General features: G+C 55.1%; 22 protein-coding genes. 9 read left to right on the forward strand and 13 right to left on the reverse strand.

The genetic code is table 11. The features are described from left to right. Positions 1-54: 54 nt before the first annotated feature. Complete coding sequence (locus C6I21_RS01520; protein ID WP_245411503.1) at positions 55-2,079, reverse strand: hypothetical protein; 2,025 nt, start codon at positions 2,077-2,079, stop codon at positions 55-57. Between the two features lie 101 nt (positions 2,080-2,180). On the opposite strand from C6I21_RS01520, the gene C6I21_RS01525 reads away from it, so the two are divergent. From C6I21_RS01525 to C6I21_RS01535, 3 genes are all read left to right on the forward strand, one after another. Beyond that, positions 2,181-2,729: a GNAT family N-acetyltransferase gene (locus C6I21_RS01525; protein WP_105957651.1), complete on the forward strand. Its 549-nt coding sequence runs from the start codon at positions 2,181-2,183 to the stop codon at positions 2,727-2,729. Between the two features lie 72 nt (positions 2,730-2,801). Then, positions 2,802-3,062, forward strand: coding sequence for a hypothetical protein (locus tag C6I21_RS01530; protein ID WP_105957652.1), 261 nt, complete (start codon positions 2,802-2,804; stop codon positions 3,060-3,062). Between the two features lie 56 nt (positions 3,063-3,118). Beyond that, positions 3,119-3,664 (forward strand): macro domain-containing protein, encoded by a 546-nt coding sequence (locus C6I21_RS01535; RefSeq protein WP_105957653.1) that lies wholly within the window; start codon positions 3,119-3,121, stop codon positions 3,662-3,664. 41 nt (positions 3,665-3,705) lie between these two features. Here C6I21_RS01535 and C6I21_RS01540 read toward each other — a convergent pair whose 3' ends face one another. After that, complete coding sequence (locus C6I21_RS01540) at positions 3,706-3,894, reverse strand: hypothetical protein (protein ID WP_105957654.1); 189 nt, start codon at positions 3,892-3,894, stop codon at positions 3,706-3,708. A gap of 43 nt (positions 3,895-3,937) precedes the next feature. After that, complete coding sequence (locus tag C6I21_RS01545; RefSeq protein WP_105957703.1) at positions 3,938-5,374, reverse strand: MDR family MFS transporter; 1,437 nt, start codon at positions 5,372-5,374, stop codon at positions 3,938-3,940. Positions 5,375-5,524: 150 nt separating this feature from the next. Between C6I21_RS01545 and C6I21_RS01550 the strand changes: the two genes are divergently transcribed. From C6I21_RS01550 to C6I21_RS01570, 5 genes are all read left to right on the forward strand, one after another. Next, on the forward strand, positions 5,525-6,688 hold the full coding sequence (locus C6I21_RS01550; protein ID WP_105957655.1) for a pyridoxal phosphate-dependent aminotransferase: 1,164 nt from the start codon (positions 5,525-5,527) through the stop codon (positions 6,686-6,688). Positions 6,689-6,825: 137 nt separating this feature from the next. Continuing rightward, the gene (locus C6I21_RS01555; RefSeq protein ID WP_181186031.1) at positions 6,826-7,581 is read left to right on the forward strand and encodes a PAS domain S-box protein; all 756 of its coding nucleotides are present in this window, start codon (positions 6,826-6,828) and stop codon (positions 7,579-7,581) included. Beyond that, complete coding sequence (locus C6I21_RS01560; protein WP_105957657.1) at positions 7,578-7,769, forward strand: hypothetical protein; 192 nt, start codon at positions 7,578-7,580, stop codon at positions 7,767-7,769. Before C6I21_RS01555 ends, C6I21_RS01560 begins: the two co-directional genes overlap by 4 nt. Before the next feature lie 62 nt (positions 7,770-7,831). After that, positions 7,832-8,677 (forward strand): alpha/beta fold hydrolase, encoded by an 846-nt coding sequence (locus tag C6I21_RS01565; protein WP_105957658.1) that lies wholly within the window; start codon positions 7,832-7,834, stop codon positions 8,675-8,677. Between the two features lie 156 nt (positions 8,678-8,833). Beyond that, the gene (locus C6I21_RS01570) at positions 8,834-10,378 is read left to right on the forward strand and encodes a BCCT family transporter (RefSeq protein ID WP_105957659.1); all 1,545 of its coding nucleotides are present in this window, start codon (positions 8,834-8,836) and stop codon (positions 10,376-10,378) included. Positions 10,379-11,214: 836 nt separating this feature from the next. On the opposite strand, the gene C6I21_RS01585 is transcribed toward C6I21_RS01570, so the two are convergent. The 10 genes from C6I21_RS01585 to C6I21_RS01630 all read right to left on the reverse strand — a co-directional run bounded on the left by C6I21_RS01585 (position 11,215) and on the right by C6I21_RS01630 (position 22,576). After that, positions 11,215-12,513 carry a CapA family protein gene (locus tag C6I21_RS01585; RefSeq protein WP_105957662.1) on the reverse strand — a complete coding sequence of 433 codons (1,299 nt, stop codon included), beginning with the start codon at positions 12,511-12,513 and terminating at the stop codon, positions 11,215-11,217. Between the two features lie 13 nt (positions 12,514-12,526). Next, positions 12,527-13,273 carry an oxygen-insensitive NADPH nitroreductase gene (nfsA, locus tag C6I21_RS01590; RefSeq protein WP_105957663.1) on the reverse strand — a complete coding sequence of 249 codons (747 nt, stop codon included), beginning with the start codon at positions 13,271-13,273 and terminating at the stop codon, positions 12,527-12,529. Continuing rightward, entirely contained in the window at positions 13,263-14,687 is a 1,425-nt protein-coding gene (gene allB / locus C6I21_RS01595) for an allantoinase AllB (protein ID WP_105957664.1), read from the reverse strand. The genes nfsA and allB overlap by 11 nt, the downstream gene beginning before the upstream one ends. Further along, positions 14,666-15,616 (reverse strand): dihydroorotate dehydrogenase, encoded by a 951-nt coding sequence (locus C6I21_RS01600; protein WP_105957665.1) that lies wholly within the window; start codon positions 15,614-15,616, stop codon positions 14,666-14,668. Before C6I21_RS01600 ends, allB begins: the two co-directional genes overlap by 22 nt. Beyond that, positions 15,613-16,389 (reverse strand): dihydroorotate dehydrogenase electron transfer subunit, encoded by a 777-nt coding sequence (locus C6I21_RS01605; RefSeq protein WP_105957666.1) that lies wholly within the window; start codon positions 16,387-16,389, stop codon positions 15,613-15,615. Before C6I21_RS01605 ends, C6I21_RS01600 begins: the two co-directional genes overlap by 4 nt. Then, complete coding sequence (locus C6I21_RS01610; protein WP_105957667.1) at positions 16,386-17,636, reverse strand: Zn-dependent hydrolase; 1,251 nt, start codon at positions 17,634-17,636, stop codon at positions 16,386-16,388. The genes C6I21_RS01605 and C6I21_RS01610 overlap by 4 nt, the downstream gene beginning before the upstream one ends. A 103-nt stretch (positions 17,637-17,739) precedes the next feature. Beyond that, complete coding sequence (locus C6I21_RS01615) at positions 17,740-19,350, reverse strand: PucR family transcriptional regulator (protein ID WP_105957668.1); 1,611 nt, start codon at positions 19,348-19,350, stop codon at positions 17,740-17,742. A 29-nt stretch (positions 19,351-19,379) separates the two neighbouring features. Next, entirely contained in the window at positions 19,380-20,657 is a 1,278-nt protein-coding gene (locus C6I21_RS01620; RefSeq protein ID WP_105957669.1) for a TRAP transporter large permease, read from the reverse strand. Positions 20,658-20,730: 73 nt separating this feature from the next. Continuing rightward, a complete protein-coding gene (locus C6I21_RS01625) occupies positions 20,731-21,354 on the reverse strand; it encodes a TRAP transporter small permease (protein ID WP_245411504.1) in 624 nt (207 codons plus the stop codon). A gap of 103 nt (positions 21,355-21,457) precedes the next feature. Next, positions 21,458-22,576 carry a TRAP transporter substrate-binding protein gene (locus C6I21_RS01630; RefSeq protein WP_245411505.1) on the reverse strand — a complete coding sequence of 373 codons (1,119 nt, stop codon included), beginning with the start codon at positions 22,574-22,576 and terminating at the stop codon, positions 21,458-21,460. Positions 22,577-22,723: 147 nt separating this feature from the next. Between C6I21_RS01630 and C6I21_RS16280 the strand changes: the two genes are divergently transcribed. Then, on the forward strand, positions 22,724-23,221 hold the full coding sequence (locus C6I21_RS16280; protein WP_105957670.1) for a hypothetical protein: 498 nt from the start codon (positions 22,724-22,726) through the stop codon (positions 23,219-23,221). Positions 23,222-23,605 lie beyond the last annotated feature (384 nt).

Consider the following 23,605-nt stretch of genomic DNA (forward strand, 5'->3'; position numbering starts at 1 on the left):
CCTCTCTTTGCTGACTGGGTTACGGTTCAGCGCGGCAGATGTTTCACCAGTTCGTTACTCCGAAAACAATTCCTGGATAATACCGTACGACTGCTTCAGCCGCTCTTCGGACGGCGGCTCCCCCCACGTTTCCCAGGCGTACCTTCCGGAGAGACTGCTTCCCTGCTCCACGCGCAGGCCGATATCCTCAATGAAAATGGATTGGTCCATCGCCGGCTCCAGCTCTCCCATAAATTCCCGCTGGCTCGGATCTTTCGCATTCAGCATCATCCACGGAATACGCAGTTCCACGAGGCCGTTCTCCTCCGACCAGGCGAAGTCGGTCAGGGCGTCGTATGCTTCGTCGTCCGGATCGCCGATGCCTTCCTGGAGAGTCCCTGTCTCTTCGTATTCAAACGGAAGCACTTCTCCGGTATCCGGGCGGATCTGTTCCCGGTTCAGCGCAAGCCGGATTGGATGAAAAGCATCCGGATCCTCCGTTTCCTCAAGCTCCTCATTGTAATGGTAGTAGAACGTATCATAATCGCCGATCACTTCCATCACCCCTTCTCCCGGGCGGAGCGTGATGCGGAAATCATCGTCTGTATCCGGACGGACTTCGACGTATAAAACGACCTCCTCCGGAAGCTCGCCTTCCGCTTCATAGCGAAAGTACAGATAACGCTCATCGTGAAAGGCCGCCAGCTGCTCTCCGTCTACTTCCGAGAGGATCGTTTCGTCCTCCCACTCTCCGCTTCCATCGATCCGCACGGCGTGGGTATCAAAGCTTAAAAGACCGAACTGCTGCTCATTCGTCTGGGCGTTGGACCAGAACGGGCGGCGGTCCGGATTGTCATAGTCCATCGTGTTCCACGTCCGCTTGAACCACTCATCCTGCCACGTGAAAATGAGACCGCCGAGAAACTCCTGATCCCTGATTTCCCGGAACAGATGCGCGTTGATCTCCCCCTGATCCACTTCCGAATGGTTTCCCTGATCCCACCCGTACGGATTGGAGTGCGTGTTTCCACGCGAAGCCGGCACACCGAACTCGGCGATCAAAACCGGCATGTCATGCGCTTCCTTGAGATCATTTAAGTACCCTGCGTAGTTGCTCGGCTCCCCGTCATATCCTTCGTAATTCACGTAGTCCTCCTCCAGATTCAAAAAATCCGGGTAATATGGATACACGTGATACGACGCAAACTGTCCCGTTTCTTCCGCTGCACCGCGCACATGAATAGCATCGGCATTCACCGAAGCCATATCCTCCTGCTCCGAAGGTTCCGCAGGCTGGTCCAGCACGTCTGTCGTCACCCAGTTCGTAAAGCTGAACGGACGCATCGATGCATACGTATCTGCCTCATAAGCAAACAAAACGTCCAGCTGCTCCGCCAGCCAGTATTCAATCGGGTCGGCGTTTTCCGTATGTGTGTAGGTGCCGTCATAGTCCCCGAGCTCCGGGTATTCCTCCAGCATATGCTCCACCATAAACGGGTACCACTCAATGCCGATCACCCAGCTCGTCACATACGGAGAAATGTCCGCCTCGTAGCTTCCCGACGCATGCCCCGGCCGTTCAGGAAGCTCCGCATTTCCGTGGATCACATCCACCGCATCCTGCATTTCCGCCTGAAACGTCTCCACAATCTCCGAAGTGAACGCATCGAGCGTTTCCTCGAGCGGCTCCTCGTCGATCCAGACACCGTGCATAATATACAGCGTTTCCTCATGGCTCTCATTGAACCGGAGCAGCTCCTCATAAAACGCCGGCGGATGAATCGTATACACACGAATCGTATTCGCATTCATCTCCGCAATCTGCTCAAACCAGCGCCGGTACTCCTCCCGGGATATGCCCGCATCCCCCGGAAACGTTCCCGGTTTCGCCATACCCATATTTACACCCTTAACTTCCTGCGCCTGCCATTCCTCTTCCATGTAAACCTCCAGGGCGTCCCCCTGAATCCGGGCCGCATACTGCAGGTCATCCGCTTCCGCCTGAATCACCGAATGCTCCATCGGACGATCCAGAAAATAAAACGCCGCCGCAAACACCATAACGAGGATCCCGGCAGCCACTGTTATCCACTTCTTCATCAAATTTCTCCTTCATATGTAGTATGCATCCAGTATACAATAGAAAAAGCTGGGAAACGAGCTGTACAACCAGTGAATCCGTTACTTTAGGAGGAAGACTTATGTTCTCTCATTCTATTACGCAGGACATCGACCTGTCGCTGCTGCTTCCGAAAGATGCTGATGCGCTGTTTGCTTTAACTGACCGCTCCCGGTCGCACCTGCGCCGTTTTCTCCCGTGGGTGGATGCCGTGCAGTCCCCGGAGCATTCCGCGTCCTTTATACAGGCCGGATTGAATCAGCTTCAGCAGAATAACGGCTTTCAGCTGGGTATCTGGCACCAGGGAGCGCTTGCCGGCGTTATCGGGCTGCATTATATCAACCACGCGAACCGCTCCACGTCCATCGGCTACTGGCTCGGGGACGGATTTGAAGGAAACGGGCTGATCACTGAATCCTGCCGGGCGCTCATCGACTACATGCGCCGGGAGTTCCGCATCAACCGCATCGAAATCCGCTGTGCCGTGGAAAACGAGCGCAGCCGTGCCGTGCCGGAACGTCTCGGCATGACACACGAAGGCCGTATCCGCCAGGCTGAATGGCTGTATGATCATTTTGTCGATCACGACATCTACGCCTCTGTCGCAGAAGAAGACAGCCCTTCCGTATGATATGATATAGAAAAGCGCCTGCCGCGGGGAACTGCCCCGTGAAACGGGTTATTTTACAAAGGGGGCATCTTGTTGAACATTCTGCTTGCACTGCTTTTATTTTTTCAGGTCATCATCGCACCGATTCTGCTTATCTGGAGCGGAAAGCGGAACCTGTCGCTCGTATTGAGCGTCGTGCATTTTTTCTTAATTGTCGTTTATCTTTCACCGGCTTTATTAGGCTCCATGGTCCACACCGTCCTGTTATATGTGCTTTACGTCATCAGCTTCGGTTTTTCACTGTATGCCATTCTGCTGTACCGGACGAGAAAGAAAAAAACACCTTCCGCCTGAGTTTCCACTAAGCAGCGGATGGGTATCACCTATACAGAAGCAGAGGAGGGAAGCTTATGCAGTGGAAACAGGGAACCGCAGTACTGGAAGTGATTCAGGGGGACATTGCGGCTCAGCCGGATATCGATGTCGTCGTCAATGCCGCAAACGCACAGCTTGAAACCGGCGGCGGTGTCGCTGGGGCGCTCCACCGCGCAGCGGGACCGGAGCTTGCGGAAGCTGGCCGGTCCTACGCACCGGTTCAGCCCGGAGAGGCGGTAATGACAGACGCATTTTCTCTGCCGAACAAGGCTGTCGTCCACTGCCTCGGGCCGGTCTACGGCCGTGATGAGCCGTCGGATGTCCTCCTCGCCAGCTGCTACAGCGGCGCGCTGCGTCTCGCAGACAAAGAAGGATACACGAGCATTGCCTTTCCTGCCCTGTCGACCGGCGCTTTCGGCTATCCGCTGGAAGAAGCCATTCATGCCGCCGTGCCGACTGTGCTCGAAGCACTCCGCTCCCTCGAACACGTCACCTTCGTCCGCTTTGTCCTTTTTTCCAATTCGGACAAGGACGCCTATATCCGGGAGCTCGAATTCCAGATCGGCCCTGGAAGTGAATGAAAAAGAAACGTCCGGACCGCCATGCAGGCGGCCCGGACGTTTTACTTCTGTTCGTAGGATACGATTTCCGCATCCTCTTTTTCTGTTTCCTCCCGGAGTTTTTCCGCGATGTAAGACCGGTCTTCGAACTTCTCATCCGGCACCTCAAACACGATGACCCCAGGTACTTTTTCCTCTGTTACCTGTCCGTCTATCCCTTTGGACGCTTTATAATCGACTTTAATACGCATCGTATCGCCTCCCTATCCTTCCCTTACCCGGGATGTCGGAGATTTACGCTTCCGATGGCTCTTTTTCTCCGGACGACCGTGCTTCATCCTGCTCCGCCTGCTTTGCGGGGCTCTTAATAAACAGTGCAATGATAAAGCCGATAAAGGCAAGGATCGTGGCGATCCAGAAGGAGATATTCACCCCGTAAATCATCGCCTGATTCATTTCCAGACTGGACGGGGCAGCCGCAGCCCCGACGGACATGACCGTGACGAGAAACGCGGTGCCGAGCGAGCCGCCGACCTGGCGCAGTGTGTTATTCATCGCCGTGCCGTGCGGAATGAGCCGCTCCGGCAGCTGGTTCAGGCCCGCCGTCGTAATCGGCATCATCACCATTGCGAGACTCAGCATCCGGAAGGCGTGTACGATCGCCAGATAGGCAAACGGCGTATCTTCTGTGAGCCGGGTGAATAAAAAGGTCATGACGGTCAAGAGCGCCATCCCGGAAATCGCGAGCCAGCGCACGCCGACTTTATCGAAAATCCGTCCGGTGACCGGATTCATCACTCCCATCAGCACTGCACCGGGAAGAAGCATCAGACCGGACTCAAATGCCGTATAGCCGTGCATGTCCTGCATGTAAATCGGTAGAATCGTCGCCGCTCCGATCATCGACATGAAGACGACGATACCGATGACATTCGTCAGCGCAAAAATGCCGTACCGGAACACCCGGAACTCGAGAATCGGCTCTGACAATTTCAGCTGACGGAGAATGAACCACGTCAGTGTCACGGCGCCGACTGAAGCGGAAAGAAGCACTTCCCAGCTTCCCCAGCCGGCGGTTCCGGCGCTGCTGAAGGCAAACAGCAGTCCGCCGAAGCCCATTGTCGACAGCATAATCGACGTAATATCGATCGTCGGGAACGTCTGTTTTGTCACATTTTTCAGGACGAAATAGGCAATGACGAGGTCGAGAAGCGCAATCGGCAGGACGATGTAAAACAGCGCCCGCCACGGATACTGATCAACGACCCATCCGGAAAGGGTCGGGCCGATCGCCGGTGCAAACGCGATGACAAGCCCGACGAGCCCCATCGCCTGCCCACGCTTTTCCACCGGAAAAATCATGAACAAAACCGTCTGCATAAGGGGAAGCATAATCCCTGCACCGCTCGCCTGCACGATCCGTCCGGCAATAAGCACTTCAAAGTTCGGCGACACGGCTGCGATCAGTGTTCCCACTGCAAACAGGCTCATCGCCGACATGAATAATCCTCTCGTCGTAAACTTTCCAATTAAAAAAGCCGTAATCGGGATCATAATCCCGTTTACCAGCATAAAAATTGTGTTGATCCACTGGGCCAGGTTCGCATCAATACCTAGATCCGCCATGATCGGCGGAATGGCCGTCACTAAAAGCGTCTGGTTTAAAATAGCGACGAACGCTCCAGCAAGAAGCACTGCGACCAGCGGCCCTTTTCGTATGGAATCCACCATAAATACCGCTCTCCATTCCGTTTTCCCACCTATACGATTATACCGAATTTCCTGCGGAACCCGAAACAATGTGCTCGTTCTTCCATTTGTCATCCTGAGTCTGCTTTCGTACAATAAAGGGAAATCGATTTCTTTCCAGGAGGTGCCCGCATGCATTCTTTTCCCTCATCCAGCCGGCTTAAGCAGCTGCCGGAGCAGTTTTTTGCCGATCTCGTCAAACGGGCAGCGTCGAAAGAGGACCTTATTAATCTCGGACAGGGCAACCCCGATCAGCCGACGCCTGTACATATCATAGAAGCCGTGCAGCAAGCTTCAGCGAAACCGGAGCATCATAAATATTCTCCGTTCCGCGGACGCCGGTTTCTCCGGAAAGCGGCGGCGGATTTCTACGAAAGAGAATATGGCGTGACACTCGACCCGGATACCGAAATTGCGGTGCTTCCCGGAGCCAAAACCGGCCTGGTGGAGCTGAGCCTGTGTCTCGCGGATCCGGGGGACACGGTGCTTCTTCCGGACCCCGGCTATCCCGACTACCTGTCCGGCACGTCGCTTGCCGGTGCCCGGACTGTCATGATGCCGCTTCAGCAGAAAAACCGGTTTCTGCCGGATTACGGGGGTCTTTCCAAAGACAATCTCGACCGCGCCAGACTGATGTTCCTGAACTATCCGAACAACCCGACCGGCGGATGTGCCGACCCGTCCTTCTTCGCGGAAACGGTGACACTTGCCCGCCGGCATCATATCTGCGTCTGCCACGATTTTGCCTATGGCACGATCGGATTTGACGGAACGAAGCCGCCGAGTTTTCTCGAAACGCCCGGAGCAAAGGAAACCGGCATTGAAATTTTCACACTCTCCAAAGCGTACAACATGGCCGGGTGGCGGATTGCATTTGCCGCCGGAAATGCTTCGGTTATTGAACAGCTGAACCTCATTCAGGACCACTTGTTTGTAAGCCTTCCCGGAGCCATTCAGGAAGCCGGAGCGGCGGCACTGAACGGCAGTCAGGACTGCACCAGGTCACTGACCGCTTTGTACGAACGGCGGCGGGACGTTCTCCTGGCAGAGGCGGCCCGGATCGGATGGGAGATCCCACCGCCGAAAGGTTCCTTTTTCGTCTGGGCTCCGGTGCCGGAAGGCTTTACATCTGCTTCGTTCACCGACCTTCTGCTGGAGAAAGCCGGCGTCATGGCTGCTCCGGGTCACGGATTCGGTGCCCACGGAGAAGGCTGGGTCCGCCTTGGCCTGGTCGTTTCTGAAGAAGCGATCGCCGAAGCGATGCAGCGGATCGACCAGCTTTCGCTCTTCTCCTGAATGCTGTCATCTTCTGTCATATTCTCTTTTTCCCTGTTTTTTAAAAGAAAGTGTCGAAAACATGTTTAACTCTGCAAAAAATCGGGAAAAATCATCTAATGATGTATGACTATAGGTACCTTTTGGAGGGACGGTCCATGCTGAAGACAGCATTCGATTTTATCGACGAAGGCATCCTGATTACGGATGAAGAACTGCGCGTGCAGTTTATTAACAAAGCATTTGAACGATTATTTTCGCTTAACCGCGAAGAAGTTTCCGGCGCCCCTGTTTATGAGATTTTCCCGGATATTCCGGAAAGAGAAAAAATGCTCGAGCGTACGAAACGTCAGGCTTCCGGCCAGAAAGCTCCGGAATTCACTTTTCCATGGAACGGCCGGAATTATGTTCTGCAGGCGGAGACGGAAGTCGGAAAAACGGAGGATGGGACGTTTTTTATTGCGAAAGTAACCGACCTCACCGATCATGTCCAGGAGCAGGAGCGGCTCATGAAGGCCGTGGATGATTTAAGCTCAAAAGTGATTCTGCTGCACGATGACATCGGCATTCTGCCATTGTATCCATTTTTGACGGAGGACCAGGGGGAGCGGACGATCCACCATGCGATGAAACAGTGCACGGAAGAGCAGCTCTCTATGCTTATCGTTGATTTATCGGCCATTAAAGATCTGGAAGATACATATGTAAACATGCTGACACGTCTTCTGCAGATGCTTTCACTTCTCGGTCTCGACGTAAAAATTTCCGGTGTGCAGCCGGAAGCAGCGGCCGGGATGGTAGATTATAAACATATTTTCCGCTGTTATCCGACGTACAGCCATTTAAAAACAGCGCTCCGTGCCCTGGATTTTCAGCATGCGGAGAACCGGGAATCGGCAGGTGTCCGACGATGAGTACTGAAACCACCCTTTCTTCCAGACTGGAAAAGGCCCAGGCGGACCTTTTTCATAAACGGAAAATGATGGGAAAACGACGAAGCAGCTATATGATCCGGCGCGCAGCAGATGAAGCGGCTGTGCTGGAAAGCCGCATCATCCAGCTGGAACAGCGGCTGTATGAAATCCGCCTGCAGAAAAGCTGAGACGTTTTCTGCGTCCTCCCGCCGGGAATAGATGTCTATTCTGGCCAGCGGGAGGTTTTTTTATGGAGGCACGGGTCATCACGGTAAACAATGTAAATCTGCTTACACGGACAGCGGGGCCGGAAGCCGGGCCGCTTATTGTTCTGCTGCACGGATTTCCGGACTCGGCCCGGACGTGGACGCATCTGCAGGAAGCACTTGCCGCAGACGGATGGTTTACAGCAGCGCCGGTGCAGCGGGGCTATGACGGCAGCAGCCGGCCGGAAAATCCCGCATCATATCATCTGGAGGAGCTCCGCCGGGACGTGCTCGGTTTGATCCAGGCATTCGGCCGACGGGATGCGGTCCTGATCGGCCACGACTGGGGAGGTGCTGTCGCCTGGTATACGGCGGCCGTTTCTCCGGAATCGGTGCGGGCGCTTCTTCCCATCAACATGCCCCACCCGGCTGCGATGCAGAAAGAAATTCTGCGCCTTTCCAGGCAGACGCTCCGGAGTCAGTACGTTGCTTTCTTTCAGCTGCCGCGTCTTCCGGAAAAGCTGCTGACGCCTTCTGTGCTTGAAGCGTCCCTTGTAAAGACAGCCAACCCGGGGACGTTTTCAGAAGAGGAGCTGCAGGCATACCGGGAAGGGTGGCAGGAGGAAGACACGCGGAGGACGATGATCCACTGGTACCGGGCGCTCCGGTACATCCGCTTTCCTTCTCACCGCATTCAGGTGCCTGTGCGGATGCTGTGGGGGCTTCAGGATCCGTTTCTCGACAAGGAAACCGCTAAAAAGAGCCTCTCCTGCACGGAAAACGGCCGTTTGATTTTCGTTGATGACGCGACACACTGGATCCATCATGAGCACCCCGCCCTGACTGCACGTCTTGTAAAAGAGCTCCTTGCTTCTGCCGATGAAACGTAACCCGCCCGGTCTGCCCGGGCGGGTTTTTTGTGCTTTGGACTGCCCATTTCCAATAGATACCCATCACCTTTCAGACTATTCTTTTTCCTTCATTAATGTTTATTTTTAACTTAAGCGGGTACACCCCACTGAAACAAGTTTTTAGGAGGTATCTTTATGGACAAGGACGAACGCGGCAGGCTGATTGATTACCGCATTTTTCTCCCTGCGCTGCTGATTGTAATCCTGATCAGTCTGCCCCTCTCCCTATATGAATCTGCGTCGCTTGATGTGTTAAACCGCATCTTCGACGAAATCGTCCGTGCGTTCAGCTGGGGCTACATATGGTATGCCATTATTCTGCTCGGTTTCGGACTTTATTTATCTTTTTCCAAATACGGAAACGTGGTGCTCGGCGATCCTGCGCAGAAGCCGCGTTTTTCGCTGTTTGAATATGCGTCGATTTTAATCGCAATGGGCGTCGGCTCGACGATCATGCGTACAGGTATGGTTGCCTGGACAGGTGTGGCCAACGACCCGCCGTTCGGTATGGAAGCCGGATCCACCGAAGCCCTCCTCATGGGGAACGCGTACAGCATGTTCATGTGGAGCTTTCAGGTGTTCGCCATTTTCGTCATGGCCGCGCCGGCGATGGCCTACATTCTGCACGTCCGGAAACGGCCGCTCATGCGTATTTCCGAAGCATGCCGGGTTCTTTTCGGCGACCGCTTTACCGATGGGTTCGGCGGCAAAGTGCTCGACATTATTTTTCTCGTCAGTATTTTATCCGGAGCTGCCGTCACACTCGGCCTTGGCACCCCGATCGTGACGCACAACCTGGCGCGCCTGTTTGATCTGCAGATGACCTTCACCCTCACGCTCGGCGTGACGCTTTTATGGGTCATTCTCTTCTCGCTCAGTGCCTACCTCGGCATTGAACGCGGGATTAAGCGGCTCAGTACATTCAATATGTACCTTGCTGCCGGATTCGCTGTATTCGTCATGCTCTTCGGTCCGGGTGTTTTCATTCTGGATTATTTCACCGACTCGCTGCGGACGCTTGTGACGAACTACGTCGACATCTCGCTTTATACCGATTCGCTCGCACTCGGCGACGCGACATACATGCAGACGAACACCGTTTTCTGGTTCGCCTACAGTGCCACGTGGGCGATGCTCCACAGCATTTTTGCTGCTAAAATCTCGGAAGGCCGGACAATCAAGGAAATGATCATGACGTATCTGCTCGCGCCGACGATGCTTTCCTGGCTTGCAACAGGCGTTCTCGGCGGACTCGCTGTCCACCGTCACGTCACCGGTTCTCTCGACGTACTGGCTTTGACGGAAAACGGCGAACCGGTCGCAGCGATCCCCGAAATACTGTCGACCCTTCCGTTCGGTGAGATCGCACTCGTCGTCTTCATGATTGTCGCCATGATCTTTTTAACGACGACACTCGATTCCACGACGTACACAATCGCCGCCTACACGAGTACGCGGAACATGGCCGAGAACGAGCCGTCCCGGAAACTCCGCATTATCGTAGCGGCTATCATTGCCGCGGTTGCTCTCGTTCTGATGCGGATCGGCGGACTGCCGCCGCTCGAAGTCGTCTCCGGGCTGCTGGGACTCCCGATTATCCTGCTCCAGTTCTGCACCATTGCAGCGATCATCATCATGCTCCGTCAGGACCGTGCCTGGGAAAACAACGTACGCAAATAAGAACGAACCGGGAAGCGGAAGCATTCGGAGCCCTATCGAATCTTCCACACCTTGCTTAAGACCAGGCAGACACTGCCTGGTCTTTTTGCTGCTGCAGCATTATTGATAACGGTTTAATGCGGATGGCTGCGGCGGGAGTGGCCGCAGCGGTTATTCGGGCTGGGGCTTTTCGGCATAGTCTCACTTCGGAGGGATTCAGTCCGACAACGGCGGCCTGGAGTCTAACAACTCCGTCTGCCGCTCCGACAACTCGATGGTCCATTCTCACACCGGCCTTAAAGTCTAACTTCCAGCTCCGAAAGTCCAGCTTCTCCCGTGCAAATTCCAACAACGCACCGTCAGAGTCCAACTTCTCCATGCCACGCCAGGCGGCTGAAAAGAGCGGACCAGCTATAGAGCAGCCCGGCTTTTCTCCGGAAAGCCTACAGCAAGCTTCTGCTATGAATCCTTCGTATTTCACCTCTAATTTACTGCGCTTCGGAGCGTCCGGCAGGGACGCCGGTGGGATTCGTTCTTCGCTTCGGCACGGCTCCGCGCGGCCGCGCCGCATGGCAGAAGTTCGCTGCCCTGCGCCTTAAACCAAAGGCCTGCTCCGCTGATGCTATACAGCCGTGCAAACAGCGCCCGGCTGGAAGAGGCTTCGAATTTTCTGCTATAAAAAAAGAACAGCTCCGGCACCAGCTGCCGGAACTGCTCTACTGCACTCTGCCTGCCCGGGATCATGAGCACGTGCTAAAGGGGGTACGTACGTAAAAAAGGTGCAGGCAGCGGCACGCCCGTGCCGGAACCGTACCCGGGATTCCCCGGATCCGGTTCCCGCAGGGCGGGAGACTTCCCTAAGAAAGACGGACGATTCCGGTGCCGTCTTCCTGGATATCGATCACGGTGCCGAACGGCCGGGAGAGCTCCTGCATTGTTTCCACCGGCCGCGTGCGCCGGGTCCGTCCGGGCCAGCCGCGCTGACTCCGAGGCTGGCCCCCGCCGAGGTCAATTGGGTGGAGTTCAAGGCGGGTCAGCTTTCCATGCTGCATTTCCCAGAACGGCACGACAGATTCCCAGACACCCGGGTGAAACGCAAGTCCTTTGCCGCCGTGGCTTCGTGTATCGAACGCTTCTGCCGGCGAAGCACTGTCGCTCATGCCGTATTTGGCAAAGAAATCATACGGAAGATCCGATACCGTCTCGTTTTGAAAAATGAAGTTGCCGAGACTGTAAAAAATCGGCTTCCCCTGATACACTTCGATTCCCCGGAGAATATGCGGTCCGTGGCCGATCACGGCATCGGCGCCTGCATCGATCCACTCGCGCGCGGCCTCCTGGTGAAAATCGGCAGGGGCTGCTTTATCCTCGCCGTCCATCTCGTGGGAATGGATGCTGACGAGGACGACATCGGACGAGCCGCGGGCTGCTTTGATCTGCTCTTTCATGCGGAGACGGTCGGCTTCCCGCACGCTGCGCACGGTCCCTCTGCCGCCGACGCGGAAACGGAGCGGACCGAACGTCAGCGAATCTTCCGCGTCGGCTGTTTCAAAGCCCTCCTTCACGGCCAGATGATGATCGGCGTTAATGTCGGTGCGTGAAAGAATCGTCTGCAGGACACCGGCTTCCTCCGGTTCGATATGGTGCAGTGTGTCAAGGTGAAGCGGATTGACGCCGGGGCGGCCTTTCATGGTGCGGCTTGCGTAGCCTGCCGCCCAGGAAGGGTGAAACGTGGACGTTGCGGCAATGAGCGCCGCCCTTCCTTTCGTCGTCTCCACGTAGGCAGGGGCTGCTGCATCTGCCAGTGTCGGACCGATACCTGCGTACGTCATCTCTTCCTGCTTTAAATAACGCTCGGTTGCTTCCAGGCCGTCGTATAAATAATCCAGGCTGTGGTTCGTTGCGGCATTGAACAGATTAAACCCGTAATACTTCAAATCCGTAAGCACGCCCGGGTCTGCCATGGCCCACGTTCCTCCGCTGAATGCAGAAGGGGTTCCTTCTTTCTGATGGACCGTCGTTTCCAGGTTCGCAAAACGGACATCCGCCTCCCTGAGAAGGGAACGGAGTTCTGCTGCGCGGACGTCGTTTTCCGGGAGACGCCTCGTAATAAAGCAGTCGCCCACCGCGGCAAAGCGTATCGGTTCCTGTGTCATCGGTAGTTCCCTCCTACTGCATCGAAAATCCCTGATTTATTAAAAACGGGGTGAGGTCCCGGCGCCGTTTTTTAGCAAAATACCGGCTCATCTCTGTGCTCCAGTCGGTATCGCGCTGATTGGTGGAACGGGCGGTGTAGTATGCATGGATCGCTTCATCGAACCGGTTGAGCGCACGCTGCAGGCCGTCCGTGCGGTACGTGTTCTCGAAGACGACCGCTTCTTTTGGCAGGCGCGGCTTCTGCTCAGGGATTTCCCCGGCATAGCCGAGGCACATGCCCATCACCGGAAACGTGTACGGCGGGAGATCCAGGCATTCCCGGACCCCGTCCGGCTCATTGCGGATGCCGCCGATCATCACCCCGCCGAGCCCGGCTGCTTTGGCTGCGATATAGGCGTTTTCTGCCGCAAGCGCTGCATCGACGGCGCCGACGAGGACATTTTCGGTTTCGTGAATTTCAAACGGCTGCTGTCTGGCTTCGCTGATGAGAGAGTGCCGGTAAAAGTCAGCGGTAAACACGAGAAATTCCGGTGCCTCCTCCACGTAGCGCTGATTGCCGCATAAGTGGGCAAGGCGTTTTCGTTTCTCCGGATCCGTGATGCGGATGATGCTGTATGCCTGGATGTGGTGTGACGTCGGAGCGCGGCGGGCAGCTTCCAGAATCTCCTCCAGAACCGCTTCCGGCACCGGTTCATTCGTGAATGACCGGATCGAGCGGTGCTGATGCAGCAGATCCATTAACAGCGGATCAACGCCCATACACGCTCCCTCCCCGTCCCGGAGGAGCAAACCATTCTCCGTATCCTTCCGTACCGCTCTCCACCCGGCCGTCTTTCATAATCGTACGTCCACGGACGATCGTCATCTGCGGCCAGCCGGTGATGTTTCTTCCGTCGTACGCCGTTACTTTCCCTTTGCTGTGGAGTTTTTCCCGGTCGATCGTTCCAGTTTTGTTCATATCCACAATCGTAATATCCGCGTCGGCGCCCGCGGTGAGTGTGCCTTTTTTCGGATCGAGACCGAAGAGGCGGGCCGGATTTTCCGAAAGCAGGCGGGCACAGTCGTTCAGGGTGATTTTCCCGTCTGTCACAGCCTGCAGCATGAGCGGGACTAGTGTTTCCACGCCGCACATGCCGGCGGGAATATCCCAGAGACTGCCATCCTTTTCCTCCGGTGTGTGCGGGGCATGGTCCGAACAGACGTGGGAAATCGTCCCGTCGGCAATGCCGCGCCAGATTTCCTCCTGATCGGAGCGGTGCTTGACCGGTGGATACACTTTCATCTGCGGTCCTACTGTGTCGTAGTCTTCCGCGGATAAAAATAAGTAGTGCGGGCAGGTTTCGACCGTAATCGGCAGGCCTTCCTGCTGGGCTCTGCGGATACGGCGGACAGACTCACCGGCGCTCACGTGCAGAATGTGAAGCCGGACTCCGGTTTCTCTCGCCATGTCGATGCCGGCCTGGACGGTCATCACTTCTGCCAGTGCCGGACGCCCGCGGAGAAGGTCTTCGTACGTGCGGCCTCCTTCTGCTTCCACGCCTCCGGTGAGTGTCTGAATGAGGTCGTTGTTTTCTGCGTGTACGGCAAAAATACGACCGGTCGACGCCACGTTTTTCATCATGCTGTACACTTCGCCGTCATGAAACGGCGGAATGACACTCTCCATCCCCGGCTTGTAGTTATACATAAGCTGATACGTCTCCGCATGCACGGCATAGCCCCAGAAGAACTTAAAGGCCGCCACTCCCGCGTCATCAAGCGGTGGAATGTCCTTCTCGTTCAAATGCCCGAGGCAGATCCCCCAAAGCGCGAAATCAACCGCTGCCTGACGGCCTAAATGGGCCTTCTGCTTCTCCATATTTTCCGTATTGTTGACAGGTGGATTCGTATTCGGCATTTCAATGACGGTGGTTACGCCGCCCGCTGCAGCGGCGCGCGTCGAATGGGCGAAGTCCTCTTTGTGGGAGGCTCCCGGATCTCTTGAATGAATGTGGGTATCAATAAATCCCGGAAATACGTACTGACCGGAGGCATCGATATCTTCCTCAATGTCTCCTTCCAGTGTCTTCGCTGTAATGGCTGCGATGCGCCCGTCCTGAATATAAATATCCGCTTTCCGCGTGGCATCTCCTGTTACAATCGTTCCATTTTTTATCCGCTTCTGCCATGCCATAGTACTCCTCCTTCTGAAGGCTTCATCTTCACGCCGCCGATGATGTCCTGAATCGATGTCAGCTCATGGCGGATCATGTATGCTTCAATGTCGTCGAGTGTATCGGTTAAGGCGGTCGGATTGATAAAGCTTGCTGTTCCGACCTGCACCGCTGAGGCGCCGGCGAGCATCATTTCCAGCGCGTCCCGGCCGTTCATGACGCCGCCGCAGCCGATAATCGGAATAGATACCGCCTGTGCCGCCTGATAAATCATGCGGACGATGATCGGCTTCACTGCCGGTCCGGACAAGCCGCCCATGTTGTTGCCGATAAGCGGCTCGCGGGTCTCCACATCGATCGCCATCGCCAAAAACGTGTTGGCAACCGTAAGCGCATCGGCGCCGCCTTTTTCTGCCGCGGCAGCAATTTCCTGAATGCTCGTCACGTTCGGCGTCAGCTTGGCGATCAGCGGAACCCGACTGACTTCTTTCGCCCGTGAGAGCAGCTCATAGGTGACGTCTTTATCCATACCGAATGCCAGTCCGTCTGCCTTTAAGTTGGGGCACGATATATTTAATTCGAGCGCGTCCACGTCGGGGTGGCTGCTCAGTGTTTTCGTCATTTCGGTAAATTCATCGATATCCTCCGCGGAAATACTCGGAATGAGCGGAGCATCGTAGGCGGCATACTCCGGAATGGTCTCTTCCAGGTATTTCTCCAGCCCTTTCGACTGAATGCCGATCGAATTGATCATGCCGCCGTGGGTTTCACACACCCTCGGCGTTGCATTTCCGGGCTGCGGAAGATTCGTAATGCTTTTTGGCACGAGCGCGCCGAGCCGGTTGAAATCGACGGCTTCGGTCATCTCCGGTCCGAATGCGCCGGAGGCCGGCATCACCGGGTTCGGCAGTGTCAGCGTACCAATTTGGACGTTCAGATCGAGCGTCATGAAATCACCACCTGTTCCATTGGGAAAACGGGCCCTTCATAACAGACCCGGACGGAATGTTCTTTTCCGTCTTTTTGAATCGGGGAGACGCAGGAGAAACAGGCGCCCATCGCACAGCCCATCTGTTCTTCCAGGGCAATTTCCCCCTGGAGTCCGTATTCGTGGAGAAGCCGCTGATTTAACAAAGACAGTCTCCGGGAGCCGCACGTATAAAGGGAATCGATGTCTTTTTGTTCAATAATCTCCCGCATCTGGGCTTCGACTGCTTTCACGTCGCTGTTTCCCTGCTCCTCGGTGACGCGGTACACCTGCACGCCCATTTCCTCCAGCATTTCGCCGGAAAGAAGATCGTCTTTCGTTCTTGCACTTAAAATGGCCGTACAGCCGGTGCCGTTCTCCACTGCTTTCTGTGCGAGGGCAGCAAGCGTGGCGATGCCGACGCCGCGTGCGGTAAGCAGAATTTCTTTCTGGGAGCCGAGCTGGAATCCCTGTCCGAGCGGCCCGAGTACATCAAGTGTATCCCCCGTCTCTTTTTTCGTCATTTCCACTGTGCCGGCTCCTTTGACGAGATATAAAAACTCGAGCGTCGTCTCCGTAATCCGGTAGACGCTCAGTGGTCTCCGTAGAAACGGCGACAGTGCTTCGGTCGTCCGGAGGTGGAAAAACTGGCCCGGATCGACGTTTTCAGGCATCGACGTGCGGTCGACGACCATCAGCCAGTACCTTTGGGATACTTGTATGTTTTTCAAAACAGGGAGCAGATGTTGTTTCATGATGATACCTCCCGTGTAATTTCCTCAGCGGTTTTCCGGATGCTTTCTTCCAGCACATCGACACCCGGCAGAATATCTTCCATTTTCGTATACTCGTCCGGATGATGGCTCAGTCCTTCTTCCGATGGAACAAAAATCAGTGCCCCCGGCCAGCGCAGCGCCATATTCATGACATCGTGTCCGGCACCGCTCATCATTACTTCCGATTCAATGCCAAGTGACTCCGCACTGTGGAGCAGGCGGCTCCGGAGCTCCGTATCCAGATGAACGGGATCTTCTTCGGAAATCACTTCCGGGCGGATCTGGACCTCCCGCTCTGCTTCCAGCGATTTCGCCAGATCCTGAAACGAATCGGCAATCCGCTTCCGCGAAAAGCGGTCGGTGCTCCGGATATCCACATCAAACTGACAGCGGCCGGGCACGATATTCATGCCTCCCGGGTACGCTTCAATCCGTCCGACGGTCGCCACGGTGCGGAATGCCCGCTCATCGATCGCTGCTTTCTCCAGGTGGAGAATCAGCTCGGACGCAGCGGTCAGCGCGTCCTGCCGCATGGACATCGGCGTCGTACCGGAGTGGGACGCTTTTCCTTCCACTTCCACCCGCATGCGATACGGTGCAGCAATGCCGTCCACGATACCGACCGCACTTTCCGTGGACTTCAGAATCATCCCCTGTTCGATATGAAGCTCAAAAAAGGCACGGATGTCATCTTCGGCACGGAACGCGCGGCACAAATCTTCCGGATCATACCCTGCTTCTTTAACTGCGTCAAAAAACGACGTTCCGTCCCGGTCCATGAGTCCCGCGAGTGTCTTTTCCGCCACGTTTCCGCTCATCAGCTTGCTCCCGATCGTCGCCATACCGAACCGGGACGATTCTTCGGCGCGGAACACGATGACCTCCACCGGATAGCGGGTAACGGTATTCGTCTCGTTCAGCCGGGAAATCACTTCCAGCCCTGCGAGCACGCCGAGTGTGCCGTCATACCCACCGCCGGCGTAGACAGTGTCCAAGTGGGAACCGACTGCCGCCGCAGGTCCTTCTTCTTCCCCCGCCCGGCGGCAGATCAGGTTGCCGGCCGCATCCTCCCGGCAGGTCATGCCCTCTTCTTCACACCACGTGCGGAAAAGGGCGGCCGCTTCCGATTCTTCCTTTGAATACGCAAGCCGGAACAAGCCGGGTTCCTCCCGTCGTCCAATGCTGTTGATTTTCTTCAGTCGTTCTTCCAATCGTCTGATACTCATAGCCGCCTCCCTGCTGCCGTGTGCAGTTATCTAGTGTATTCGAAGTATAGCACCGGCTTTTCTTTCATTCTTCAGCGCAGGCGACAGAATCCAGAACCGATTTTTATCGATTTCGATGAGCCTGGTGCATGAAATAGCCGATTTTTAATCCAACCTGCAGGTTCAGCTTTCCTTCCGACGTCTGAATAGACTGGCCGGTTAAGGAACTGACCCGCTGCAGCCGGTATTTCAGCGTGTTGACGTGGATATAGAGCGATTCCGCTGCAGCGGACATCGATTCATTCTGTTCAAAATACGCCTCCAGGCTCCGGACGAGATCGAGCTGATGCTGTTCATCGTATGCGGCAAGAATGCCGATCGTCTCCTGGTAAAAGGCGTTCAGCTCCTCTGCCGGAACGACGTTGACGAGGAGCCGGAAAATGCCGAGCTCGTCATAGTGAACGTAGTTTTCCCCGGAAAGTTCGAGGCTCCGGCTGATCGACAGCGCGAGACGCGCTTCTTCACAGACGCCCTTCAGTGCGGTGATGTCCGTATCCGCTTCCCGGCTCACTCCTGCGTAAGGCTCTGCCTGCACGAGACGGCCGAATTCACGGATGAGCATCTGCAGGTCGGTTTTCATCCGGTCCCTTTTTCTGCCGGCGGCAGGATACAGCAGGTAGAGCGTCTGGTGCATCGTTCCGAGCACGGCTTCGGGTTCGACGCTCCGGAGAACGTTTTCAAACTGGGCCATGTAGCCGCTGTAGCCGCTCTCCTCCCCCGGCCGCCCAAAATGGATGGCGCAGCAGACGTAGCCCCGTTCCGGGCGTATATTGTAGACAGCCGCCTGCTCCCGGAGTTCCACAGGATCGGTTTCACTGCCTTCCAGAAGCTTCCGGAGAAACTCCCGCTTGTATTGAAATTCCACTTCGTACTTCACTTTGCGCCGCATGAACTCAAGCGATAAAATCGCCGCGGCCCGTTCAAAGACGGCAAGGTCGGTTTCCAGATGATCGAATTCCTGATCCCAGCTGGAAATGACGCCGTAGAGCATGCCGTCGATCAGCACCGGCGCGGTAATACAGCTCACCTCCACCCCATCGGCGGAGTAGCGTGTCAGACGCACCGGCCGCTGCAGGTGTTCGATTTCTTTTATCTGCCGCTGTGTAAGCGGCTGAAACGGCGACGGGTCGAGCACGTCGTCGAGAAATGGAACGAGACTTTCAATGGCAATCTCATGCTTTGTCAGGCTCCGGAGAACGTCCATAAAGTGGCGCACGCCGGAGCGGCTTAATGAAATTTCATTGAGCAGGTGATACGCTGCCTCGATGTCCTCTTGAAGCACCGCTTTGCGGTCAAAGATACGGTTCATGACCGGGGATAAAATATCCAGGTAGCTGATATGCTCGGGGATTTCCAGTACCGGAAATCCGAGCCGGTCCGCTTCTTCCAGAAGCACCGGCGGTATATCCTGAATAAACCGGTTCGGTTTAATGGCGAGTGCTGCTGTCCCGCGCTCATGAAGCTCCGCGATGAGGCGTTCCTGCGCGCGGAGGTCATCCTTGATCGGATACATGCTCGTCAACAGGAGCTCGTTTCCTTTGAGCCAGCGGACGATATCCGGCACTTCCATAATCGTTACATACGTAATTTCTTTTTCCAGACCGGCGCGCCCCGCAGCCACACGGCACTCTTTTAAGCCGCCGATCTGCATCGCTTCTTTTAATGTGATCGTCATTTTCCTCTCCCTTTCCGGGTTATGCCGGGTTAATCAAACAGGTAGAGAAGGAACAGTGCCGATGCGGGAATGTACGTAATGATCGCAAGGGCGACGAGCTGTACCGCGAGAAACTTCCTCAGTCCGGGGAACATCTCCATCATGTTGAGTTTCGATATCGTCTGGGTGACGAAAATGTTGATGCCGAACGGCGGTGTGTACATACCGATCGCCAGGTTGCAGATCATGATAATTCCAAGGTGCACCGGATCGATGCCGAGCTGCATACCCGCCGGGAAAATAAGCGGCGCAACGATGATAATCGCGGCGATCCCTTCCATGAACATCCCCATGATGAGAAGGGCGATGTTTAACAGCAGCAGGAACAGGAAGATCGATGAAATGTTCTCTGTAATGAACCCGGCAATCTGCTGCGGCAGTCCTCCGCGCGTCAGCAGCCAGCCGAGAATCTGGGCCGCTGCGACGAGCACGAGCACCTGCGCCGAAGTAATCGCGGAATCCACCGATACTTGATAAAACTTTTTCAGACTCATCTCTTTGTAGACGAAGGCACTGATAATCAGTGCGTATACAGCTGCAATGCCGGCAGCTTCAGTCGGGGTGAATATACCGCCGTAAATCCCGCCGAGAATGATGACCGGAATTAACAGCGCCCAGAATGCTTTCTTAGTAGCCGTGAACAGCTCTGTTTTGGTCGCTTTCTTATCACGTGGCATGTTGTGGCGCTTGGAATACCAGTAAATGTAAGCAATCGTGACAAGCCCGATAATCAGCCCGGCACCGATTCCTGCTGTAAATAAGTCCCCGACAGACACGGTCGTAATAACCGCTGCGAGAACGATGAGCGTGATACTCGGCGGAATAATCAGGGACACCGCTCCGGCTGAAGCAAGCAGTCCCGCTGAAAAGGACGGATCGTATTTTTTCCGGATAAGCTCCGGGTACATGATTTTTCCGATCGCAATAACTGTCGCCGGGCTCGACCCGGACAGCGCACCGAAAAACATGCTCGATACCTGCGTCGTCATTGCCACGCCGCCCGCCAGATGGCCGACGAGGGCTCTTGCCCATCGGAGGATTCTGTCAGACAGCCCTCCACCTTCCATAATATTGGCTGCATAGATGAAAAACGGCAGCGCCATGAGTGCAAACTGATCCAGTCCGCTGAACATGCGCTGGACGAGAATCATCGGGTTGATGTCACTGACAAACACGACGCTTAAAAACGACGCCAGGCCGAGCGCGACGAAGATCGGCGTGCTGATTAACAAAAAGAACATGAGTAAAATAAATAACACCGTAGTCATCCGCTTATTCCTCCAGATCGAAGCAGGACCGGCACGCACCGGTACCTGCGGTCATTTTCCTTCCCGGGAAGTGCTAGTTCTGTGGCTCTTCGCTCATATGGTTCATTTCCTGTGTTTCATCCTGTTTCCACATCCGGATCGACAGGCCGATGATATGAATGATGGAAATGAGACAGCCGATCGGAATGACCAGATACACCCAGTAAATGCCGATCTGCAGCGACGGTGTAATCTGATTGGAGTCCATGGAAAACTGGACCATCTGCGCTCCGTACCAGCCGAGAAATGCGAGAAAGAGAATCGACAGCACGTTAACAAACAGCTGGATCGCTTTAGCCGCTTTCTTCGGAACGTAATCCAGCAGTACATCGATGCCGACATGAATACCCTTGCGGTAGCAGACCCCCATGCCTAAAAATGCAATCCAGATCATCAAATACCGGACGAGTTCATTGGCCCAGCTGACATTGGCGGAAAATCCGTACCGGAGGACGACGTTGGCGAACAGAATAATCGTCGCGGCGATGATCAGAATACCGATAAATCCTTCCTCTGCACGCTTTAACACGCGCAGTCCTTTTTCTACTGCGGGCATACTTCCCCACTCCTTCTCTACAGGCCCTGCCGGGAAATCAAAAGAAGCCGTCCGTGATCCCTCCCGTCCCGCTTCCACTGACTTTCCGGCCTGCCTGATCATTTCGTACCTCGTCAGGAAAGAAAGGAGGAGAGCGGTGCTGCCCCCTGCAGGACTCTCTCCTCCGTTTTCCTTTTCAGCTGCGTTCAGCCGGACGGACCAAGTGTTACTCTCCGCCGGTCACTGATTCGATTTCTTCATAAAGCATGTCGAGCAGTTCCTGCTGGCGGTCGTTGGATACTTCCTCCTGATGAAACTCGCGCGACATTTCGCGGAACGTATCCAGCTCTTCATCGGTCAGCTCGTAGTACTCTGCATCCGATTCATCGATCGCTGTCCGGTACTCATCTTCGGTTTCTGCCAGGTTGGTCCGGGCCGCCTCCACGCCTTCTGCCTCGGCATCGCTGATGAGCTGCTGTACGTTTTCATCAAGCCCTTCAAACCAGCCCTGGTTGGCCATGAGCAGGTAGGTCATTGTGCCGTGGTAACTTTCAATGACGTAATCCTGGACGGTGTGGTAATCATTTAAATAAATCGTCTGAAGCGGATTTTCCTGCCCGTCAACAACGCCCTGCTGGAGCGCGTTAAATACTTCTGCATACGCGACCGGCTCCGCATTTCCTCCCCAGTATTCATACTGGTTGATCAATGTCGGTGCTTCCATCGTACGCATCGTCAGCCCTTCAAAGTCAGACGGTTCATGGATTTCCTGGCCGTTGGTCGTAAAGAGCTTAAATCCGCCCGGCCAGTAGCCGAGTCCGGAGAAACCGCCGTCCTCAAGCTCGGTGAGCAGTTCTTCCCCGACTTCCGAATCCTGTACTTCATATTTCTGGTCGATGTCTTCCGGCCAGAGGTATGGGAAATCCACCAGTTTCACGTTTTCGACAAACGGAGAAACAACCGCCGATGGCTGCATCGTAATGTCGATTTCACCGATCTGTGTACTCTCCACCTGCTCCCGGAGGCTTCCCATCTGGGAGTCCGGGTACAAGTCGACCGTGACAGATCCGCCGGACTCTCCTTCAATATACTCCTGGAATGCAAGTGCCCCGGCATGCTCCGGGCTGTCCTCCGGCTGGTTATGGCTGAAGGTTATTTCAAGCTCCGGATAATCGCCGCCGGCTTCCGCGTTTCCGCCGTTGTTCTCATTGGATGTATCCGCATTTTCCGATCCGCTGTTGTTTCCTGTATCCGCTGCATCCGTGTTCTCCTCTGAGTTTCCTCCGCAGGCTGCCAGTGTCAGCAGCACAGCTGTCGACAGCCCTGCCCATTTGATCGATTTCACTTGATATTCCCCCTTCAAATTTAACTATCCATAACTCCGGGGCCGTCCCCATCAGTTATACAACTAATCTTACAATTTTGACTTTTCCCTGTCTTTGTCTATATCGACAGGATGAACGGCTCTTTTTTGTCTGTTTAACCAAAACAGATGAAAATAAAAGCGCTTTATCGACATAATACGACATATAGAGGCCTTTTTATCCGCGGATTTTTCGACAGACAGCCGAAACTTGGTTTCTATTGGAGGTTTCCTGACAGAGGATTTTTCGGGAAGGAGAAGAAGTGTGTGGAAAGTGCCGGCTTTTGTTATGCGGCGCCCGGTTTCTGCTGGGTACCTGTACGGCAGGGAATAACCGCAGGCGGGGCGCTGTTGATGGATGAGGGGTTGGAGGGAAGTGAAGTTTTTCTGTTGCTGGCGGAGTATTTTTTCGGAACGGGGCAAAGCTCTGGTCCGATACCTGCGATTTCTGGTCCGATACTCTGGAAATGGTGGTCCGCTGCGGGCTCATTTTGGTCCGATTCCGGCGGCCTGGTCCGGCAGAAGCCGGCCGCGTTCCGCTTTCCAGCAGTGCTGGTCCACCGGGCCCGTTTTTTGGTCCGAAAGCAGTCTATCGTGGTCCGCATTTCAGCTCTCTACATAAAATAAACCAGACAGAAACCACCTGGTCTTAAAAGAAAAGAGAGATCTATTGAAGAGGTTCCCGCTTCCTGCCTGCACCTGCAGCCGTCCAACGCTTTTATTACAAGAAGCACGGCTCCGCGCGGCCGCGCCGCATGGCAGAAGATCGCTGCCCTGCGGCTCAAACCATAGGCCGGCTCCGCTCATGCTCTCCAGCCGCGCAAATACCGCCCGGCTAGAAGACAAGCCCACGGCAAGCTTCTGCCGGGTAGCGGAGAAGCTCTATCAACAGAAACAAACGGTACATGGAACAGAACGTCGAAATGCTATAACCCTTGTCATCCCTGCTCGAAAGAGGCTACGACTTTTATCCTTTCTTGTACTTCAAAAAAGACTGCGGCGGTCTGTGGG

The organism is Alkalicoccus urumqiensis, assembly GCF_002993335.1.
Taxonomy (GTDB): domain Bacteria; phylum Bacillota; class Bacilli; order Bacillales; family Salisediminibacteriaceae; genus Alkalicoccus; species Alkalicoccus urumqiensis.

Bases quoted from the DNA above. Each gene is read 5' to 3' on its own strand.
- C6I21_RS01520 (WP_245411503.1), bottom strand. From the start codon at position 2,079: ATGAAGAAGTGGATAACAGTGGCTGCCGGGATCCTCGTTATGGTGTTT.
- C6I21_RS01525 (WP_105957651.1), top strand. From the start codon at position 2,181: ATGTTCTCTCATTCTATTACGCAGGACATCGACCTGTCGCTGCTGCTT.
- C6I21_RS01535 (WP_105957653.1), top strand. From the start codon at position 3,119: ATGCAGTGGAAACAGGGAACCGCAGTACTGGAAGTGATTCAGGGGGAC.
- C6I21_RS01540 (WP_105957654.1), bottom strand. From the start codon at position 3,894: ATGCGTATTAAAGTCGATTATAAAGCGTCCAAAGGGATAGACGGACAG.
- C6I21_RS01545 (WP_105957703.1), bottom strand. From the start codon at position 5,374: ATGGTGGATTCCATACGAAAAGGGCCGCTGGTCGCAGTGCTTCTTGCT.
- C6I21_RS01550 (WP_105957655.1), top strand. From the start codon at position 5,525: ATGCATTCTTTTCCCTCATCCAGCCGGCTTAAGCAGCTGCCGGAGCAG.
- C6I21_RS01555 (WP_181186031.1), top strand. From the start codon at position 6,826: ATGCTGAAGACAGCATTCGATTTTATCGACGAAGGCATCCTGATTACG.
- C6I21_RS01560 (WP_105957657.1), top strand. From the start codon at position 7,578: ATGAGTACTGAAACCACCCTTTCTTCCAGACTGGAAAAGGCCCAGGCG.
- C6I21_RS01565 (WP_105957658.1), top strand. From the start codon at position 7,832: ATGGAGGCACGGGTCATCACGGTAAACAATGTAAATCTGCTTACACGG.
- C6I21_RS01570 (WP_105957659.1), top strand. From the start codon at position 8,834: ATGGACAAGGACGAACGCGGCAGGCTGATTGATTACCGCATTTTTCTC.
- C6I21_RS01585 (WP_105957662.1), bottom strand. From the start codon at position 12,513: ATGACACAGGAACCGATACGCTTTGCCGCGGTGGGCGACTGCTTTATT.
- nfsA (WP_105957663.1), bottom strand. From the start codon at position 13,273: ATGGGCGTTGATCCGCTGTTAATGGATCTGCTGCATCAGCACCGCTCG.
- allB (WP_105957664.1), bottom strand. From the start codon at position 14,687: ATGGCATGGCAGAAGCGGATAAAAAATGGAACGATTGTAACAGGAGAT.
- C6I21_RS01600 (WP_105957665.1), bottom strand. From the start codon at position 15,616: ATGACGCTCGATCTGAACGTCCAAATTGGTACGCTGACACTGCCGAAC.
- C6I21_RS01605 (WP_105957666.1), bottom strand. From the start codon at position 16,389: ATGAAACAACATCTGCTCCCTGTTTTGAAAAACATACAAGTATCCCAA.
- C6I21_RS01610 (WP_105957667.1), bottom strand. From the start codon at position 17,636: ATGAGTATCAGACGATTGGAAGAACGACTGAAGAAAATCAACAGCATT.
- C6I21_RS01615 (WP_105957668.1), bottom strand. From the start codon at position 19,350: ATGACGATCACATTAAAAGAAGCGATGCAGATCGGCGGCTTAAAAGAG.
- C6I21_RS01620 (WP_105957669.1), bottom strand. From the start codon at position 20,657: ATGACTACGGTGTTATTTATTTTACTCATGTTCTTTTTGTTAATCAGC.
- C6I21_RS01625 (WP_245411504.1), bottom strand. From the start codon at position 21,354: ATGATCAGGCAGGCCGGAAAGTCAGTGGAAGCGGGACGGGAGGGATCA.
- C6I21_RS16280 (WP_105957670.1), top strand. From the start codon at position 22,724: ATGAAAATAAAAGCGCTTTATCGACATAATACGACATATAGAGGCCTT.